At 63.5% G+C, this 18,455-nt stretch carries 15 protein-coding genes and 3 pseudogenes; 9 read left to right on the top strand and 9 right to left on the bottom strand.

Annotation, left to right across the window (positions count from 1 at the left end):
* Window positions 1-6 precede the first annotated feature (6 nt).
* The 5 genes and pseudogenes from AYM40_RS38900 to AYM40_RS23505 form a co-directional block, all read right to left on the bottom strand.
* Window positions 7-195 (bottom strand): annotated as a pseudogene (locus AYM40_RS38900) (ABC transporter ATP-binding protein); the annotation flags it as partial.
* A 20-nt stretch (window positions 196-215) separates the two neighbouring features.
* A pseudogene (locus AYM40_RS38895) lies at window positions 216-353 on the bottom strand (family 1 glycosylhydrolase); the annotation flags it as partial.
* Between the two features lie 488 nt (window positions 354-841).
* The gene (locus AYM40_RS23510) at window positions 842-2,059 is read right to left on the bottom strand and encodes a DUF2252 domain-containing protein (RefSeq protein ID WP_063500644.1); all 1,218 of its coding nucleotides are present in this window, start codon (window positions 2,057-2,059) and stop codon (window positions 842-844) included.
* A gap of 41 nt (window positions 2,060-2,100) precedes the next feature.
* Window positions 2,101-2,409, bottom strand: a complete 309-nt coding sequence (locus tag AYM40_RS40545) for a hypothetical protein (RefSeq protein ID WP_420488503.1) — start codon at window positions 2,407-2,409, stop codon at window positions 2,101-2,103.
* Window positions 2,333-2,644, bottom strand: a complete 312-nt coding sequence (locus AYM40_RS23505) for a hypothetical protein (RefSeq protein WP_063498636.1) — start codon at window positions 2,642-2,644, stop codon at window positions 2,333-2,335. The genes AYM40_RS40545 and AYM40_RS23505 overlap by 77 nt, the downstream gene beginning before the upstream one ends.
* 57 nt (window positions 2,645-2,701) lie before the next feature.
* On the opposite strand from AYM40_RS23505, the gene AYM40_RS23500 reads away from it, so the two are divergent.
* Window positions 2,702-4,807, top strand: coding sequence for a putative bifunctional diguanylate cyclase/phosphodiesterase (locus tag AYM40_RS23500; protein ID WP_335341231.1), 2,106 nt, complete (start codon window positions 2,702-2,704; stop codon window positions 4,805-4,807).
* 124 nt (window positions 4,808-4,931) lie between these two features.
* Window positions 4,932-5,738, top strand: coding sequence for a hypothetical protein (locus tag AYM40_RS23495; RefSeq protein WP_063498634.1), 807 nt, complete (start codon window positions 4,932-4,934; stop codon window positions 5,736-5,738).
* Between the two features lie 16 nt (window positions 5,739-5,754).
* On the opposite strand, the gene AYM40_RS23490 is transcribed toward AYM40_RS23495, so the two are convergent.
* The 4 genes and pseudogenes from AYM40_RS23490 to AYM40_RS23475 all read right to left on the bottom strand — a co-directional run.
* The gene (locus tag AYM40_RS23490; RefSeq protein ID WP_063498633.1) at window positions 5,755-6,189 is read right to left on the bottom strand and encodes a bactofilin family protein; all 435 of its coding nucleotides are present in this window, start codon (window positions 6,187-6,189) and stop codon (window positions 5,755-5,757) included.
* Window positions 6,190-6,217: 28 nt separating this feature from the next.
* Complete coding sequence (locus AYM40_RS23485; RefSeq protein WP_063498632.1) at window positions 6,218-6,607, bottom strand: hypothetical protein; 390 nt, start codon at window positions 6,605-6,607, stop codon at window positions 6,218-6,220.
* Complete coding sequence (locus AYM40_RS23480) at window positions 6,600-7,586, bottom strand: M23 family metallopeptidase (protein WP_063498631.1); 987 nt, start codon at window positions 7,584-7,586, stop codon at window positions 6,600-6,602. The genes AYM40_RS23485 and AYM40_RS23480 overlap by 8 nt, the downstream gene beginning before the upstream one ends.
* Before the next feature lie 270 nt (window positions 7,587-7,856).
* Window positions 7,857-8,507: pseudogene (locus tag AYM40_RS23475) on the bottom strand (dihydrodipicolinate synthase family protein); the annotation flags it as partial.
* Between the two features lie 123 nt (window positions 8,508-8,630).
* On the opposite strand from AYM40_RS23475, the gene AYM40_RS23470 reads away from it, so the two are divergent.
* From AYM40_RS23470 to AYM40_RS23440, 7 genes are all read left to right on the top strand, one after another.
* Entirely contained in the window at window positions 8,631-9,923 is a 1,293-nt protein-coding gene (locus AYM40_RS23470; RefSeq protein WP_063498630.1) for an aspartate carbamoyltransferase, read from the top strand.
* 238 nt (window positions 9,924-10,161) lie between these two features.
* A complete protein-coding gene (locus AYM40_RS23465; protein ID WP_063498629.1) occupies window positions 10,162-11,628 on the top strand; it encodes an amino acid permease in 1,467 nt (488 codons plus the stop codon).
* Window positions 11,629-12,183: 555 nt separating this feature from the next.
* Window positions 12,184-14,433 carry a TonB-dependent receptor gene (locus tag AYM40_RS23460; protein ID WP_063498628.1) on the top strand — a complete coding sequence of 750 codons (2,250 nt, stop codon included), beginning with the start codon at window positions 12,184-12,186 and terminating at the stop codon, window positions 14,431-14,433.
* A gap of 10 nt (window positions 14,434-14,443) precedes the next feature.
* Window positions 14,444-15,190 carry a tetratricopeptide repeat protein gene (locus AYM40_RS23455; RefSeq protein ID WP_063498627.1) on the top strand — a complete coding sequence of 249 codons (747 nt, stop codon included), beginning with the start codon at window positions 14,444-14,446 and terminating at the stop codon, window positions 15,188-15,190.
* Window positions 15,187-15,870: a Fe2+-dependent dioxygenase gene (locus AYM40_RS23450; RefSeq protein ID WP_063498626.1), complete on the top strand. Its 684-nt coding sequence runs from the start codon at window positions 15,187-15,189 to the stop codon at window positions 15,868-15,870. The genes AYM40_RS23455 and AYM40_RS23450 overlap by 4 nt, the downstream gene beginning before the upstream one ends.
* Window positions 15,871-16,075: 205 nt before the next feature.
* Window positions 16,076-16,663: a nucleotidyltransferase family protein gene (locus AYM40_RS23445; protein WP_063500643.1), complete on the top strand. Its 588-nt coding sequence runs from the start codon at window positions 16,076-16,078 to the stop codon at window positions 16,661-16,663.
* Window positions 16,664-16,678: 15 nt separating this feature from the next.
* Window positions 16,679-18,151 (top strand): UdgX family uracil-DNA binding protein, encoded by a 1,473-nt coding sequence (locus AYM40_RS23440; RefSeq protein ID WP_063498625.1) that lies wholly within the window; start codon window positions 16,679-16,681, stop codon window positions 18,149-18,151.
* Window positions 18,152-18,455 lie beyond the last annotated feature (304 nt).

Here is an 18,455-nt window from a genome sequence, read left to right as displayed (position 1 = left end):
CAGTCACTATAGACGCGCGCCGCCTTCTGCCTCGAGCAGCGAAATATGCGCGCCATCGAACGAGAACGCCGCGGCATCCCCTATCGCCAACGGCGTCTTTGTCTGGTCGATCGACACGATTTGCACTCCATGATAGTCGAGCCAGATGACACGGTGGTTGCCCATCGGTTCGATCAGTGAAATGTTCGCGCGCTCGTCGATTGTCGTGCTCGAGCGTCGGCGAAACGGTAAGCGGTGTCGCGATTGAGCCAGCCGCCGCGATCTTCCAGATGTTGCGGCAAGTCCCAGTGATAGAACGTCACGAAGGTCGTCATGCCCTTCTCTTTCAGGCGGTTCAGAAGACGCTTAGACAGTAGTCGTCCGCGTTTGCACCGAACGCCACCGTCAGCCGCATGTGAATGCGGCTAGCAGGCGAGCCGCCACGGCCGCTGACCAATCAGTCATTCTATTATTTTTAATAGTCATCCTTATTAGTTTTACTTGTTTAAATCTCAAGCACCCTATAAGGAGCATTCAATCCCCGCTATCCGACAATTCCTAAAACTACGCAATCCATGCGTCTACACAAAAGACGCTTTCAACGTGGTCGTGAAGACCCGCAGGGAACTACGCAAGAGTCTGCGAGCCTTTGCCACATCACCGCGACGAAAATCAGAACGTCAGACGTGGACCGGCCGCACGCGGTCCCGTTGGACGCGAGATATGCCTGCATGAAAATGGATGAGGACTGAGGGTCCGACCTGATACAGCTAGAAGGAAAAAGACAGGGTGCGGCAGTAGCCGCCCCAAAGAGCGATACAAAACACCAGGCGCCGCGCTAAGCGCCCAGCGTGACGCCCCGTTAAGACTTCTTCGCCACCAGATTGAACGCCCCCCCATCATAGGCCTCGCAATACGCTTTCCAGTCGGCATTCACCTGCGCCTCACACTGCGTCGCGAGTTCGATCAACGGCAATTGCCAATCCTTGCGATTGCCGAACGCGATCAGCTCGTCCGCAATCGACGACTTCTGCCGGCCGCCGCTGCGCAGTTGCCCCCACGCGCTCAATTCGGCCATGCTGTTGACCACTGCTTCGAGCCGCGGCAGCTTGCCGTCCCAGTCGCTCAACGCCACGCGGTCTTCCGAAGGCTGCAGGCTGCGCAGCACATACGAGCGCCGATTGAAGTCGACTGCATGCAGGAACGCCTGCGAGACCGCCTGATTGCGCCGTTGAACTTCAACCACTCGCTGCGCCTCGCTCTGCCACTTCGGCTGCGGCGTGCGCACATGCGGCGTCACCGAAGAAGGCAGCGCCTCTTTCAGATCGAGCAGATAGTTGCCGTCCGGCGAGCCCTTACCTTCGACGAGAATCACGTAGCGGTCCACGCCCAGACTGCCGGTGCCGGCAATCCGCCGCGCCACGTCGACGATGCGATAGAAGTCGGGATTGGGTTGACCGGCGGCGAATTGATGCATGAACTCGGTGACGGCAGCCCGCGCCTTGTCGCTGACCGGCAGCGCTTTCTTGCCGTCCACTTTCAACACGCGGGCCTTGCCCTTGAGCGTAGTGCGCCGATCGAGATACTCGGTGCGCGTGCGGCTCGCCAATGCGCCGAACAGATCGCGCACCATGCCGGTCGACGTCTCCGCTTCGATCCAGCGCGCTTTGCCGAAGGCGAGCGCCGCGCTATAGGCATCGACTGCGGTATGGCAAAGCGCGAGTGCCTCCGCACGGCTCAGCTTAAGATCGCTCGCGCCGACCAGCACGCTCGTGACGAGCCTCACCAGTTCGTAAAGACTCGGTGCGAGGCAGGCTTCGTCGAAATCGTTGTTGTCGAAATAGACGAGATGGTTGTCACCCTTGTAGCTGCCGAAATTTTCCAGATGCATGTCGCCGCAGATCCACACCGGCGGCGCATCGTCGAGCACCTTGTCGCGCGGCAGGCGCGCGTAAAACAGATGACAGGTGCCGCGCAGAAACACGAACGGCGAGCCTCGCATGAGCTTGTATTTCATCGCGAGCCGTTCAGAATCGCGGCCGGTATTGAAGCTGGCGATGGTCTGCGCGAGATCGGACATGTTTTTCCCTTTCATGTGGCTCAATGGGGTTCAGTACGGGTTCAATGCGAGCGGATCGAATCCGCGAGCGCATGAAGATTGAGCGGCTTCACACGAATCACACCACCTCGCGGGCTGTCGATATCGGCGACCAGCATGAACGACAGCGAGACGAGCAGCGGAACGATCAGCAACAACAGCATAATAAGAGACGCGGCGCTGGATGGGGAAGCCACGCGGGCCAAGCTGAACAGGCGCGTGGTCGCCAGCATGCCGACCGTCAGGAAGCTGTCATCAGATAGTAACGTCCCCGTCCGCACTGACGTTGAAGCCGAAACCGCATTCCGTCGGCGAGCCATGCGTGTGTACATCAAGCGTCTCCGGTGCGGAGAGCTTGAACTCGATCAGGCATTTGTCCGCCTGTTTGTCAAAAGGCGCGAGGTTGGCGATCCTCGCTGTGGCGTCGACCGGCGCAGCGCCACCGCCATGTGTCCTCGCCGCGCGCGCCATCGGACGGCCCGTCAAGTTGATGATCGGCGGCGTCTCGGGCTGGCTCGACGAAGGCTTCTCGTTGGCATAAGCCACGGCCAGACGCGAAATGCTCAACGCCGATATCTAACATATTGAAAATCAATTAAATAAATGCCGGCAACTGTCGATAACATGTTCAGCCGCTTCCCCCCCGCGGTTGGACTTAACATGCAGAGCTCATACAATTTTTGGCTGGTTGCAATCTCGTTCGTCGTCGCGGTGCTGGCGTCTTACACGGCGCTCGATTTGACAGGCCGCATTTTCCTGCTGGCGTCCGCACGTCTGCGGCACGCGTGGCGCCTGGGCGGCGCCGCGGCACTCGGTGTCGGGATCTGGTCGATGCACTTCATCGCCATGCTCGCCTTCTCACTGCCGATTCCGCTCGGCTACGACTTCGCGACAACCGCGTATTCGCTTGGACTCGCGATCGGCGTGTCGTATCTGGCGCTGGTCGTGACAACCAACGCGCGGCTCACGCCGCTTCGGCTCGCGGCCGGCGGCGTGCTGATGGGCTTCGGCATTGCCGGCATGCATTACACCGGCATGGCGGCGATGGAAATGGAGCCCGGCACCCACTATCAGCCGGCCTGGTTCGCTGGCTCGCTTGCGATCGCGATCGGCGCGTCGACCGCCGCACTATGGATGGCACGCGCACTCAGTAACGATGGCGAACGCCACGTAGTGAGCAAACGTTTCATCGCGGCGCTGGTCATGGGCGTCGCAATCACCGGCATGCACTACGCCGGCATGGCGGCGGCCGAGTTTCCGCCCGGCGCCGTGTGCGGCGCAGCCAAGGGCGTGAACGCCGCGTGGCTCGCGACGTCGGTGATCCTGTTCACGTTTGCGATTCTGATCGTCACGCTGATGCTGTCGCGTTTCGATGCGCGCACCAGCTTTCTGATCGGCTCGGTGTCGAAGCTGAACGGTCAGATCGTGCGCCTCGCCACGCTCGATACGCTAACCGGCCTGCCCAACCGCAGCACGCTCACCGAACGCATCGACCGTGCGATCCATAACGCGCGCCGGCACCGCTCGGTGTTCGCCATCCTGTTCATGGATCTCGACGGCTTCAAGACCATCAATGATTCGCTCGGCCACTCGGCTGGCGATGAAGTGCTGTCCGCGTTCGCACAGCGCCTTCTGCTGTGCGTGCGCGCGAGCGACACCGTCGCGCGTCTCGGCGGCGACGAATTCGTCGTGCTGTCCGAGAACCTGGGCTCACGCGAAGATGCCTGCACGATAGCCGAAGGGGTGCTCGACCGGATGCGCCAGGGCATATGGAGCGATTCGCAACCGCTGCAGGTGATGCCGAGCATCGGCATCGCGCTCTATCCCCACGACGGCGATACCGTCGACACCCTGCTCAAACATGCCGACGCGGCCATGTACGAAGCCAAGCGCGCGGGCCGCAGCACCTATCGCTTCTTCGAACAAAGCATGAATGAAGCCGCGATGCGCACGCTGCAAATTCAAAGCGCGCTGCATGAAGCGCTCACCGCCGGACATTTCTCACTGCACTTCCAGCCGAAGTTCCACGGCAGCGGCGACTCGCTGGCGGGTGCGGAAGCGCTGATCCGCCTGCATCATCCGCAGCTCGGCACGCTGGCGCCGCTCGAGTTCGTTCCGATTGCCGAGCGCTCGGGCCAGATCGTGCAGATCGGCTACTGGGTCTTGCGCGAAACCTGCCGGCAGATTCGCTGCTGGATCGAGCAGGGCCTGCCGCCGATGAAAGTGGCGATCAATCTGTCGCCGCGCCAGTTGTCGCAACCGAATCTCGTCGCAACGATGCTCGAGATCGTCAAAGCTGAAGGCGTGCAATGCGACCAGATCATGTTCGAAATCACCGAAACCGTCGCGATGCAGGACGCGCCGAAAACCATCGAAATGATCCGTGCGTTCCAGGCAAGCGGCTTTGAAATCGCCATCGACGATTTCGGCACCGGCTATTCCAGCCTCGCCTATCTGCAACGTTTTCGCGTCAAGCAGTTGAAGATCGACCGCTTCTTCACCAACGGGCTCGACGAGCACGGACCGGAAGGCAGCGCGATCGTTGCCGCGATCATTGCGCTCGCGCACTCGCTGGAAATGGACGTGGTGGCCGAAGGCGTCGAAACCGAATCGCAGCTCGACATGCTCAAGTCGATGATGTGCGACGAGATGCAAGGCTTCCTGCTAGGCAAGCCACTCACCGCCGACGACTTCGGCGAGCTGCTCCGTGAAAGAATGGTGGCCGCGTGAGCATCCGGATCCGTTCGAAACCCGTATGGCTGCTCCGTTCAGTTGTCCGTCATGGCGCCCCCCCCGCTGCATGGCCTCGTTTTACCGATAAGCAGGAACAGACAGAGTGGCTGCTGGAAACTTCATGATGATTGACGTAGCGACGTTCCAAACGGTGTGGCTGATCACGTTTCTGTGCAGCGCCCTCATTTCGACGGCGCTTTCGCGCATGTTTCTTCAGGTCGGCGCCTTCCGTTTCTGGGCCGCCGGCTTTTATCTGCTTGCCACCGCAACGGCCTGCTTCACGTTGCATGCGATCTGGCACAACGACCTGCTGTTGCTGGCCACGGCGGCGCTGGCGTTGCAAAGCCGCATGCTGATCTGGTCGGGCACGCGCGACCTGTTCGGCGCATCCGCGCCGTGGCGCGCCGGTCTCGTCGTCACTGCCGTGTTCTGCCTGCTGTATGGGAGCGCGCTGGCATGGAATGCACCGCTGGTGGTCCGCGCCGGCTTGCTGGCGCTGTTTTTCGTGCCGTACCGCGCGGCGACGCTGTATGAAGTGTGCCGCCGGCGCCGTCCGCATCTCGGGCCAGCACGCATGCTGGTGGCGGTGGGCAGCGCGATCGTGACGCTCAATGCCGTCGTGCCGCTCGTGCTTGTGCTGCTCGACCGCGCCAACATGACCCTGTTGTACGGCAATCCGCGCACCACCTCGGCGCTTTACGCCGTGGTGTTCGCAGGTGATCTGCTGCTGACCATCGGCCTGATCGTGCTGGCCTTGCACCATCTGATCGTCGAACGCGACATGCTCGCCACGCTCGACCGCGGCGCGCTGGACCGTCTTGCCGAAGCACGGGAAATGCGCGCCATGTTCGATTCACGCTCGCGGCGCTGCGACTCGCTCGGCCACGACACACCTGCGCAATGCCAGTCGCTGCCGGGGCCGGTTTGACGCAGAGCGCGGCCGCCTAGCCGGCCTTGCGCTCCTCGCGCGCGGTATCGGCCACCGAAACGAGAATCGGCGTCGCCGCCTGCGCGGCTTCACGCCGGGTAAGCTTGCCGTCCACCGAGGCGCCGCAGTCCATCCGCAGCTGCTGATAGTAGATGTTGCCGATCACATGCGCATTGCTTTGCAATTCGACGAAGTGATCGGCGATCACATCGCCGACGATCCGGCCGTTGACCACGACGTCATAGCCATGCACGTTGCCCTCGATCGAGCCGCGGTCGCTCAATACCAGCAGCGTCTGAGTGCCCTGCTCGCCGCTGACGTTGCCCTTCACGTGGCCGTCCATGCGCAGGCCGTCGCTGAACACGAGGTCGCCCGTGATCCGCACGTCATGTGCGATGAGGGTGGCGAGCTTGGTCTGCTGGATGCCCGCGTGCTTTTTCTTGCTGAACATAAGTACCTCGTGGAAATGAAAATGACAGTCAGCGGCTCGGCGCCGGCGTCTTAGCCTTGCTCTGGCCGCGCAGAAACTGCAGTTCGGCGTTCAATCGCGCGGCGTCGGCGGCGGCGCCGTCCGCGGTTTTCTGCACTGCGGCGCGCGCCGCCGATTCCTGCGCCAGCGCAAGCCGCGTGCGGGCGAGTTCCGTCTGTTCGCTGCCTTCATCGACGCGCGCCGCATTGCATTGATCAGCCGGTGTATCCGCGCGTTGCGCGTGCCACGCCAAAACGGCCGCCGCGCCACCTGCCGCGCAGAGCGCGCACACCAGCACCCAAATCGTTACGCGAAGAACGAGCGGCCGCGCGGGCTGCACCGTATAGGCGCGGTGGGTCAGACTGCCCGCATCGCGGGAAAAACGACGTCGTTCAACCATGGGGCACGGGCGCGAATAGCGCGAGGTAGGCAGCCGGATCGACCGGCGCGCCGTTGACCAGCACTTCGAAATGCAGATGCGGTCCGGTGGAGCGGCCGGTCGAGCCGACATCGGCGACATACTGGCGCGGCAGCACCAGATCGCCGACATGCACGACAATGCGCGACGCGTGGCCGTAACGGGTCACGAGGCCGTTGCCGTGATCGATTTCGACCGCATTGCCATAGCCCAATTTCTCGCCAGCGAAAATCACCCGGCCGCCCGCCGCCGCCACAATCGGCGTGCCGGTTCTGGCGACCAGGTCGATGCCCGGATGAAAACTCAAGCGCTGCGTGAACGGATCGGTGCGGTTGCCAAACGGCGAGCCGAAGCGCGCGCCGTCGACGGGCATGCGGCCGGGAAAGGCGGCGTACGCGATCGCGTGACCAGCGGTTTGCTGCTCGAGCGCGGACAGCGTCGCGGCAATGCAATCCAGTTGTTGCCGGGTGCGCCCGGCATAGGCATGAACGGCCGGTTGCGGCATGACATCCGTACAGCTGCGCGGCGGTAAGGAAGGGCCGCCCTCGCCTTCGCTGTCGGTAGCGGACGTGTCGGGTTCAGAGGCGGCGCCCGGTGCGGCCAGGGTGGCTGGGATGGCCGGTGCCCGCGGCGCCGGCCGCGGTGTATTCAGGCGTGCTTCGAAATCGCGCAATGCGCCGACCTGCATCGTCAGGCGCGCGATGCGCGGTTCGATCTGCGCCACGGACGCGTTCAGCTTGCCGAGTTGATCGACTGCATAGTCGTGCTCGACACGGTTCGCCGCCTGCTCGCCGGAGCCGCCGCGCGCCGGCCAATGCATGCCGATCGCGATGCCCGCGGCGAGCGTCAGGGCGGCTGTGCCGAACGCCGTGACAACCGCGATGGTCAGCGCGGTGCGGCACGTGACGAACCTCACCGAGCCGCTGGAAAGCTGACTGCCGGCGCGAAACACGGAGGACATCAGCGGCTCCCGGCGCGTGTCATCGGGCCCGTGCAAGGCCGCGCACGGGCGCAACAACACACGTTCGGCGTGTTGAACGCGCTGAGCGGGCTGAGCGCGCTGAGCGGGCTGAGCGGGCTACAGCGGGACAGGAGATCGGTGGACAAGACTAACTGCATGCGGCATCGACCGGACACTAAGCCGGTGGCGATAATGGACAAAGGGCGCCGATTATCGCCTGGCATCACGAACCATCATCTCAAATACAAATGGCGGCAAGCGAACCCACACTCAAGCCGACAAGGCGGCCGCGTGCTGCGCTATCCGATCAAGCCCTTCCAATTCCCTGAGCCGCGCGACCAGTGCGTCGCCGGCACGCGTCATCGGCATGCGCAACTCGTCGCGTATCAGACCGTGCGCGGCGAGCAGGGCCTTCACCGGCGCCGGATTCGGTTCGGCAAACAGCGCCTGGATCAGTGGCGCGAGCTCATGAAAAATACGCCGTCCTTCGTCGAGCCGGCCCGCCGACAGCGCACGATACAGCGCGACGAACCGTTCCGGCCGCAGATGCGCCGAGGCCGCGATCGCCCCGCTCCCACCCAGACACAAGGTGTTGAAAATATTGATGTCTTCGCCGGTCAGCACCTGCAAACGGCCGTCGCGAATCAGCGCGAGCGTGGTCTCGAGCGAACCCGCGCAATCCTTCACCGCCTGGATGCGTGGATGCGCGGCAAGCGTCAGGAGCGTATCGAGTTCGAGCCGAACACCGGTTCGATAAGGAATGTCGTACAGCACGACAGGCTTGTCGCTCGCATCGGCAAGCGCCATGAAATGCCCGACGATGCCGGCTTGCGAAGGCCGGATGTAGTACGGCGCGGCCATCAGCGTACCGGCTATCGGCAGGGCGTTCAGTTGCTCGATGCGCTCGCGCATGCTCACCGTGTAACCGCGTCCGGCGCCGGTTTGCAAAGCTCGTCGCAAAATTGCTTGACTTCTACGACAGGGAAACTAATATACGCACCGCGTACATAACCAGTGCGCGACCACTCCCGACAAGGTGCCCGCATGAGCGTCCCACAACAAGCCTTCCTACGCGATGCGATGCGTCGCCTGAACATGACCCGCGACACGTTCGCGAGCCGCATCGGCGTGTCGCGCCGCGCGCTCGACACCTGGCTGCTGCCGGACGATTCGCAGGAATCGCGGGCCATGCCGGAGATCGTGGAGCGTTTCGTATCGGAAATCGTCGTGCATGGCGAGCCAGGCGAGAAGTATACGCAAAGCGTAGATTCACAGTCATTGGCAAGCCAGATGCTGTTCGAGGGCAAGCCGCAACTGCTGTCGGTCGATCAGTTCTCGCGCGACTCGGTCGAGGCGCTGTTTCGCGTCGCCGACATCATGCAGCCGATCGCGCGGCGCCGGAAAATCTCCCGCGTCCTCGAAGGCGCGGTGCTCGGCAACCTGTTTTTCGAAGCCAGCACGCGTACCCGCGTGAGCTTCGGCGCGGCATTCTGCCGGCTCGGCGGCTCGGTGTGCGACACCACCGGCTTCACGTTTTCGTCGATGGCAAAGGGCGAGTCGATCTACGACACCAGCCGCGTGATGAGCGGCTATGTGGACGCGCTGGTGATCCGTCATCCGGAGCAAGGCTCGGTGGCCGAATTCGCGCGCGCCACCAACGTGCCCGTGATCAATGGCGGCGACGGCCCGGGTGAGCATCCGAGCCAGGCGCTGCTCGACCTGTACACGATCCAGCGCGAGTTTTCGCGGCTGGGTAAGATCGTCGACGGCGCGCATATCGCTCTCGTCGGCGACCTGAAATATGGCCGCACGGTGCATTCGCTGGTCAAGCTGCTGGCGCTGTATCGCGGCATCAAGTTCACGCTGATCTCGCCGCCCATGCTCGAAATGCCGAGCTACATCATCGAGCAGATCTCGCGCAACGGCCACGTGATCGAGCAGACCCACGATCTGCCCTCCGGGCTGCGCGGCGCGGACGTGGTGTATGCCACGCGCATCCAGAAAGAGCGCTTCACCGACGAATCGTTCGAAGGCTATACGCCGGATTTCCAGATCAATCAGGCGCTGATGGACAGCGTATGCGGTCCCGACACGCTGATCATGCACCCGCTGCCGCGCGACAGCCGGCCGGGCGCGAACGATCTGAGCATCGACCTGAATCACGATTCGCGCCTCGCGATTTTCCGCCAAACCGATAACGGCATTCCCGTGCGGATGGCGATTTTCGCGGTGCTGCTAGGTGTCGAAAAGCTGGTCCAGCATTCGATGCGCGACGCCGCGTGGCGCCCGCCCGTTTATCTCGGCCCGGACGATGCGGTGTTTCACGGCATCGATTGATTGAACAGATTCGATGACAGAAGGACGGCCTTGCGGCGCACCCGCAAGGCCGTTTTGGCAACCGCAACCTCGCTCTTCAGTACACACGCGATTAAATCCAGACTAGACTGAATTCGTCAGTACCCTCCTCAACCGCAGCATCAACAGTGTCGGTCGCCTTTAAAGAAGTCGCTTATTGCAGTACGTCACGAATCGATTCGATCTCGGATTCACCCACATATGAACAGGACGACTCATCATGGCTGACACGGGTTATATGGCGCGCAAATCCGTCGCGGATATTGTTGCCAGCGCGGAGGGCGGTGAACGCCACCTGTCGAAGTCGCTGGGCGCGCTCAGCATTACGGCGATGGGTATCGGCGCGATCATCGGCGCCGGCATCTTTGTTCTGACCGGCACGGCCGCGGCCCATTATGCGGGGCCGAGCATCATTCTTTCGTTTGTCCTCGGCGGGATTGCCTGCGCCTTTGTCGGACTCTGCTACTCCGAACTCGCTGCCATGCTGCCGGTCTGCGGCAGCAGTTATACCTACACGTATGCCACGCTCGGCGAATTATTCGCGTGGGTCATCGGCTGGGATCTGATCCTCGAGTATGCGATGGGCGCGGCGACCGTTGCGGTCGGCTGGTCAGGCTACATCGTGAGCCTGCTGCACAATGTCGGGATTAACATTCCGCCCACCATGGCGGCTGCGCCCGGCACCACGGTGACGCTCGCCGACGGCAGCACGGTAGCCGGTATCGTCAATTTGCCGGCGGTCTTCATTATCGCCGTGCTGACCATCATGCTCGTGCTCGGCACCAAGGAGTCGGCACGGCTCAATAACATCATGGTGGCGATCAAACTGACTGTGGTGTTGGCGTTCATCGTCATCGGCGCCTTCTTTGTCCATCCGGCCAACTGGCATCCGTTCATTCCGCAGAATACCGGCGAATTCGGCAACTTCGGCGCAAGCGGCATTCTCCGCGGATCGGCCGTCGTCTTCTTCGCTTTCATCGGCTTCGATGCGGTGTCCACCGCGGCCCAGGAGGCACGCAAGCCGCAGATCGATATGCCGATCGGTATTCTGGGCTCGCTGGTGATCTGCACGGTGCTCTATATTGCGGTCGCCGGCGTGCTGACCGGACTCGTTCCGTATGCCGAGCTCAACGTCCCGGATCCGATCGCGAAAGGTGTCGATGTGATCGGCGTCACCTGGTTTTCCGTGCTCATCAAGATCGGCGCGCTGACCGGCTTGACGACCGTGATACTCGTGCTGCTGTATGGCCAGAGCCGCATCTTCTTCACGATGTCGCAGGACGGCCTCCTGCCGCACCTGTTCGCGGAAGTTCATCCGCGTCTGCACACGCCTTATCTGAGCCAGATCATGATCGGCGCCATCGTCGCGGTCGTGGCGGCGTTTACGCCGATCAACGTGTTGGGCGAGATGGTCAGCATCGGCACCCTGTTCGCGTTCATTCTCGTCTGCGGCGCCGTGATCTATCTACGCAGCAGCGACGCAGACGCCGCGAGGCCGTTCCGCGCGCCGGGCGTGCCGGTGATCCCGATCCTCGGGATTCTGTTTTGCCTGCTGCTGATGGCCGGGCTGCCGCTCGTCACGTGGCTACGGCTCTTCGTCTGGCTGGTGATCGGGCTCGTCATCTATGGGATCTACGGTCGCAATCATTCGCGCCTTCGCCATCCGGAGCGGGCTCCCGACCGATAGTGCCGTGCGTCGTGCTCGACCCCACGTCTCGCGGGACTGGCCTTCCACGACCGTGCATTGCAGACCCGGCATACGGCCGGCAGCGTCGATGGCCGCCTCCAGTTCAGCAAACGGATACGACTTCAACGCAACGGCCTCGATAAGGATCTGCCCCGACGCCACCAGCGAAACCAGCGCGAGATAGTGGCTGCGGGAGACGCTGGCCGAGCTGGCGGCACAGCAAGAAATCTAGCGAGGCACGGGCTACCCTTCGATCAGAAGCGGCCCATCACGCACTGCAAAAACCGCTCGCGCGACAGACGCAAAGTCACCGCTACGCCTCGGTAGTCGCCAAACCCCCGCCTTTCTTACCCATCTTCGTCGATTACCCCGCCAATTCCACGCGGCGGCTCTCACATTCAATTCCACGCACTGAGATTTTTTGATGAGAACGCTTCTCAATTACAATCTGATTGCATAGAATGCACGCCGAAACCATTTTGTAATAAACGCGGAATATCCGGGTAATGGATGCGCAGCCCGCCCGGCTACCAGCACTCAACGACGAGGATAAAAATGAAGTTGCGGTCCGACGAACCGAAGCTCGGCAAGATCAGCACGACGCTGTGCGGCATGTTGGCGGCAGGTCCCGCTCTCGCGCAGGTAACGGCCGGCACGGCGCCGCCCGACAAGGAAAGCCAGTTCGCGCCGATCGCCGTGCAAGGCCAGGCGGACGACGGCTTCAAGACCGACCACTCGGCATCGGTCAAATTCACCGCGCCACTGGTCGACACCCCGAAGTCGGTGACCGTGATTCCGCAGGAGTTGATCAGGAGCACGGGCGCCTCGACGCTGACCGAAGCGCTGCGCACGGTGCCGGGCATCACATTCGGCGCTGGCGAAGGCGGCAATCCCCTCGGCGACCGGCCGTTCATTCGCGGCTACGACGCTCAGGGCAGCACCTTCGTCGACGGCATGCGCGACATCGGTGCGACCACCCGTGAAGTGTTCAATATCGAAAGCGTGGAAGTGACCAAGGGTTCGGACGGCGCCTACGGCGGCCGCGGCGGCGCGGGCGGCAGCATCAACCTGATCACCAAGACGCCGCATCTGGGCAATTCCGCCGACGGCAGCGTGGGCCTCGGCACCGACCGCTACCGCCGCTTCACCGCGGACGGCAACTGGCAAATGGCCGATCACGCGGCCTTCCGTCTGAACGTGATGAGCCACAACAACGACGTGGCCGGCCGCGACGCGGTCAACAACGAGCGCTGGGGCATCGCGCCGTCGTTCACCTACGGTCTCGGCACGCCGACCCGCGTCACGGCGAGCTACTACCATCTCTCGACCGACGACCTGCCCGACAGCGGTATTCCGTACTTCTACACGACCGCCAACAAGCCGGCCAACGTCGACACGATCTATCCGGCCAAGGTGGACCGCCACAACTTTTACGGCCTGATCGACCGCGATTTCCGCAAGACGACCTCGGACGTCGGCACCGTACGCATCGAGCACGACATCAACAGCAACCTGACGATCCGCAACACCACGCGTTATACGAAGTCCACCCAGGACTACATCTGGACCCAGCCGGACGACAGCCAGGGCAACGTCGTGAACGGCATGGTGTGGCGCCGCGCGAATACGCGTGCCAGCGACGTCTACAGCCTCGCGAACCAGACCGAACTGTTCGGCGAGTTCAGGACCGGCTTCCTGAAGCACAGCTTCACCACCGGCCTCGAACTGTCGCGCGAAACCAGCGTGAACGATTCGTACGCCGTGGCTGCGGCCACCGGTGCGATCTGCAAGACCAAGGGCATCGGCGCGGCGTCGGGCTATAACTGCACGAGCCTGTGGTCGCCGAATCCGAACGACCCGTGGGCCGGTTCGGTAAGCCAGGCGAACGATCCGAGCGAGCAGCGCACCACCACGAAATCGCTGTATGCGTTCGATACGATCGAACTCGCCAAACGCTGGCAGGCCAACATCGGCTTGCGCGTCGACGATTACTCGACCGATTTCCGCAACACGGTGGCCAGCGGCGGCAAGCGCACCTCGCGCGACGACACGCTCTTCAACTACCAGTTCGGCCTCGTCTTCAAACCGGCTTCCAACGGCAGCGTGTATGCGTCGATCGCGACCTCGTCGACGCCGGCCGGCGCCCAGCTCGGCCAGGGCAGCGAAACGCAATCGCTGACGCCGGGCCGCAACGGTGTCGGTGCGAATGCGGATCAACTCGCCCCGGAAAAGAACCGCAGCGCCGAACTCGGCACCAAGTGGAATGTGCTGAACAACCATCTCTCGCTGACGGGCGCGCTGTTCCAGATCGATACGACCAACGCCCGCGTCACGCTGCCGAACAACGAATACGCGATGGCCGGCAACAAGCGCGTGCAAGGTTTCGAATTCGGCGTGGCCGGTCAGTTGACGAACAAGTGGCAGCTGTTCGGCGGCTACACGTACATGAAGAGCCAGTTGCGCGACAACGGCAAGACCACCTCGGATAACGGCCACCAGTTCCCGAATACGCCGAAGAACAGCATCAGCCTGTGGACCAACTACGACGTGCTGCCGAAGCTCACGATCGGCGGCGGCGCGTTCTACATGTCGCAGGTGTACGGCGACACGGCGAACCTGCGTGCAGTGCCGTCGTACTGGCGCTTCGACGGCATGGCGACGTACCGGATCAACAAGAAGGTCGATCTGCAACTGAACGTGCAGAACATTTTCAACCGGACGTACTACGACCAGGCGTATCCGGCGCACTACGCGTCGATCGCAGCCGGCCGTTCCGCCTTCCTGACGCTTAACGCGCACTACTAAGCACAGCATGATGGAACAGGTGATGCTGAAGGCGCTGGCGAGCGTGTCGCACGACGAGTTCGCCGCGATTCTCTCCGGGCCGCCCGCCAAAGCCGCCGTGTGGGTGGCGGCCGCCGCGCATAACGGCATCGTCGAAGCGCAGGCCGTGTACGGCCAGTATCTGCTCGACGGCCACGGCGTAGCGCGCAATGCTGAAGAAGCGTTGACGTGGTTCAGGCACGCGGCCCGCCAGGATCATCCAATGGCGATGAACATGCTGGGCCGAAGCTACGAACATGGCTGGGGAACCACCGCGTGCGCGCCTGTGGCGGTCTACTGGTACCGCCTCGCGGCGCAGGCCGGACTCGACTGGGGCATGTACAACTATGCGTCGGTGCTGGCGCTCGGCAATGGTGTGGCGTGCGATCGTGCACAGGCGCTGCAGTGGTTCAGGCGCGCTGCCGAAATGGGTCACACGAAGTCGATCAACTTTATCGGCAGCTTTTACGAGGACGGCTGGGAAGTCGATGCCGACGCAAGCATCGCGCTCGACTATTACCGGCGTGCAGCGGTGGGCGGCGATTTTCGCGGCCAGTTCAACTATGCGCGGCTACTGGCTGAACACGGCGAGATCGATGCCGCGCTGACGTGGCTGCGGCGCGTGCCGGTGACGGCAACGCCCGCGTTCGTCGAGAAAATGCAAGCGTGGCTGGCCGCTTCGCCGGTGGCCGCATTTCGTGCTCTGGCTAACGGGATCGATGAAGAGGTGTGCGCATGATGCTGCATCTGCAAGGCGTGCTCGACAAACATCAGGTCGCGCAATGCCGCGAAGTCCTCGACGCGGCCCAATGGATCGACGGCAATGCGACTTCCGGCGAGCAGTCGGCGCAGGCCAAGCGCAATCAGCAATTGCCCGAAGGCTCCCCCGCCGCGCGCGCGGTTGGCGATGCGATTCAGGACGCGCTCGGGCGCAATCCGCGTTTCTTTTCCGCTGCGTTGCCGCTGAAAGTCTTTCCACCGCTCTTTAACCGATATGCGGGCGGCGACGGTTTCGGCACGCATGTGGACAACGCGATCCGCCAGTTGCGCGGCACCGGCTTCCGCATCCGCAGCGATCTGTCGGCCACGCTCTTTCTCGCCGAGCCGGAGTCCTACGACGGCGGCGAACTCTGCATCGAAGACACTTACGGCGTGCATCGCTCGAAGCTGCCGGCCGGCGACATGGTGCTCTACCCCGCTTCGAGCCTGCATCACGTGAACCCGGTGACGCGTGGCGTGCGGGTTGCGTCGTTTTTCTGGATTCAGAGCATGGTGCGCGACGACGGCGAACGCGCCATGCTGTTTCAACTCGACAACGACGTGCAGCGCCTCGCCGCCGAAAAAGGTTCGAACGACGCAACCGTGGTCAGCCTCACCGGCATTTATCACAATCTGCTGCGCCGCTGGGCCGACGCCTGATTGAGCGGACTACTCGTCCCGCGCGTGACCTTGCTCGATCGGCGAGATCGGCATCACCGCCGTGCCGGCGGCGATCGCGAATGCGGTGTATCACGCGACCGGCGTGCGCGTGCGCGATCTGCACATAACAGCCCATGCATTGCCGCTTGCCTGCCGACGCGTTGCATCGCACAATCGGTCTCATCTTTTCTTCCGGTGCCCGTCAATGGCCTACGCTTCGCTCGCCACTGGCGTGTTGCTCGCCGCCGGTTTCGGCTCTCGCTTCGATCCGGACGGCCGACACAACAAACTACTCGCGCTCATGCCCGACGGCACGCCGGTCGCGCACGAAGCCGCGCACCGGCTGCTGCAAGTCGTTACGCGTGTGCTGGCCGTGGTGCGGCCGGGCTCGGACGCCCTCGCCCGCCTCCTGAACGACGCCGGCTGCGACGTCATGTTCGCTCCGGACGCCGAACGCGGCATGGGTGCGAGCCTCGCCGCCGGCATCGAAGCCAGCGATGACGCCGAGGGCTGGATCGTCGCGCTCGCCGACATGCCCCGCATTGCCACCACGACGATCGCAGCGGTGGCGCGTGCGCTCGACGGCGGCGCTTCGATCGTCGCGCCGTTTTATCAGGGACAGCGCGGCCATCCGGTCGGCTTCGGTGTCGAGCATCGGGACGCCCTGATGACACTCGACGGCGACACCGGCGCGCGCGCGCTGTTGACTTCGCAGCGGGTGATGCGGCTGGACGTCGACGACCCCGGGATTCTGCGGGACGTGGATACGCCCGACGATCTGCGCAACGTCTAGCTTTAGCGCGACAGCATGAAACGCATTCCGATCGAACCGTCTTTCGCCGTATGGCGGCGCGCCGCGCGGGCGCTGCTGCGGCAAGGTGTCGAGCCGTCGCAGATCGAATGGCTTGAGTCTGAAGGTGCAGCGGCAGCGCCAGGCATGCCGGCTGCTGAGTCCGCGTTCGCCACTGCAGGTGCCTCCGGCTCAGGAATCGCCACCGGCCCTGCCCCAGTCCTGTCCGCTCCCGCAATTCCCCGCGAACTGCTCTCCTGGCTGAAAACGGCCGCGTGCTTCCGCGCGCCGGACCGCTGGGCGCTGCTGTACCGCGTCCTATGGCGCTGGACGCGCGGCGAGCGCAACGTCCTCGATCTGAACGATCCAGACGGCTCGCTGCTGGATCAACGCATCCGGGCTATCGAACACGAAACCGAGGATCTGCTGACACTCACGCTGTTCAGACGGCGTGATCCGTCGATGGGGCCACCTGAATTCGTCGGCTGGTACGAGCCGCATCATGACCTGCTGGCGCGCGCCGCCGCGCGGTTCGCCGCTCGCATGGGCGACTCCACGTGGATGCTGGCCACGCCGCACGGCGCGGTGTTCTGGAACGGCATGCTGCTGCGTATTGGCCGGCCGGCAACGGAGGCTCACGAGCAAGCCACGCACGCTTTACCGGCAAGCGCCATGACCGGTGAAGCCATTACCAGCACGCCCACGGAGGCGCTCTGGCTCGCGTATTACGCCAGCGCTTTCAATGGCGAGCCGTCTCCCGTGCCGCTGCGCTACTGGAGAATGCCGCCCGCGGGTCCGCCGCTGCCCGCACGCCTCGCGCGCGAGCGCAGCCGTCTCGGTGCGCAAAGCGCGACCGTCACCGTTCCCGCCGCGCCACCGGTCGAGTATTCGGCGATAACGCCACCCTTGCTGGAGCCCACCGGCCCGCTCGCCACCTGCCGGCGCTGCGCGTTATGGCGCAATGCGAAACAGGCGGTTGCGGGCGCCGGGCCCGCACATGCGGCGATCATGGTGGTCGGCGAACAGCCGGGCGAGTACGAGAACCAGCATGGCGAGCCGTTCACCGGGCCGGCCGGTCAACTGCTGGATGTTGCGCTTGCGCGCGCAGGACTGGAGCGGGGGGCGCTGTATCTGACTTATGCCGTCAAGCATTACAAATGGGAAACGCTCGACCAGCAGCGCATTCACCGCACGCCCGCGCGGCGCGAAGTCGAGGCTTGCCAGTACTGGCTGGAAAAAGAACTGACGCGGATTGGGCCACGCGTGGTCGTCACACTGGGAGCAACCGCGCTGAGAGCGCTGACCGGCGCGCACGTCAATCTGTCCGAATACCTCGGTCAAACCATCGCCCACGACGGCCGCCTGATCGTGCCGGCATGGCATCCGTCCTATGCGCTAGGAACGGCCGACACCAGGTTGCGCGACGACATTGTGGCGACCATTGCGGCGGCGTTCAGCCGCGCAGCAGCGCTGGCTGCCGGCGGCGCGTAGCTTTCTCGCTCGAGGCGCGCGCGCCCTGTGCTCAGAGCAGCGTCGCCGCCACCTCCACTTGCTCGTTCGTACATGCGCCCGTCGGGCCGTCGGCAGAGGGTGAGCAGGTTCGGGAGCCGCAGAACGCCGGACGGTGAGCCTCTACGGGATGCCCCGCAGCATCGCGGCGGCCCGGGCACGTGTCTTGCATCGATCACAACGGTTACGCAAGCCGCGCCGATTCCGCCTAAGCTGATGTGACGCCGCCCATCCAGCAAGTTTGTCGCGCGCTATATTGGCGCGTCGAGTGCGGCCCGCGCGTTTC

Source organism: Paraburkholderia phytofirmans OLGA172 (assembly GCF_001634365.1).
In the GTDB taxonomy this organism is placed as follows: Bacteria; Pseudomonadota; Gammaproteobacteria; order Burkholderiales; family Burkholderiaceae; genus Paraburkholderia.
Note: the sequence above shows the minus strand (reverse complement) of the source record. Positions and strands in the feature narration are given on the sequence as shown.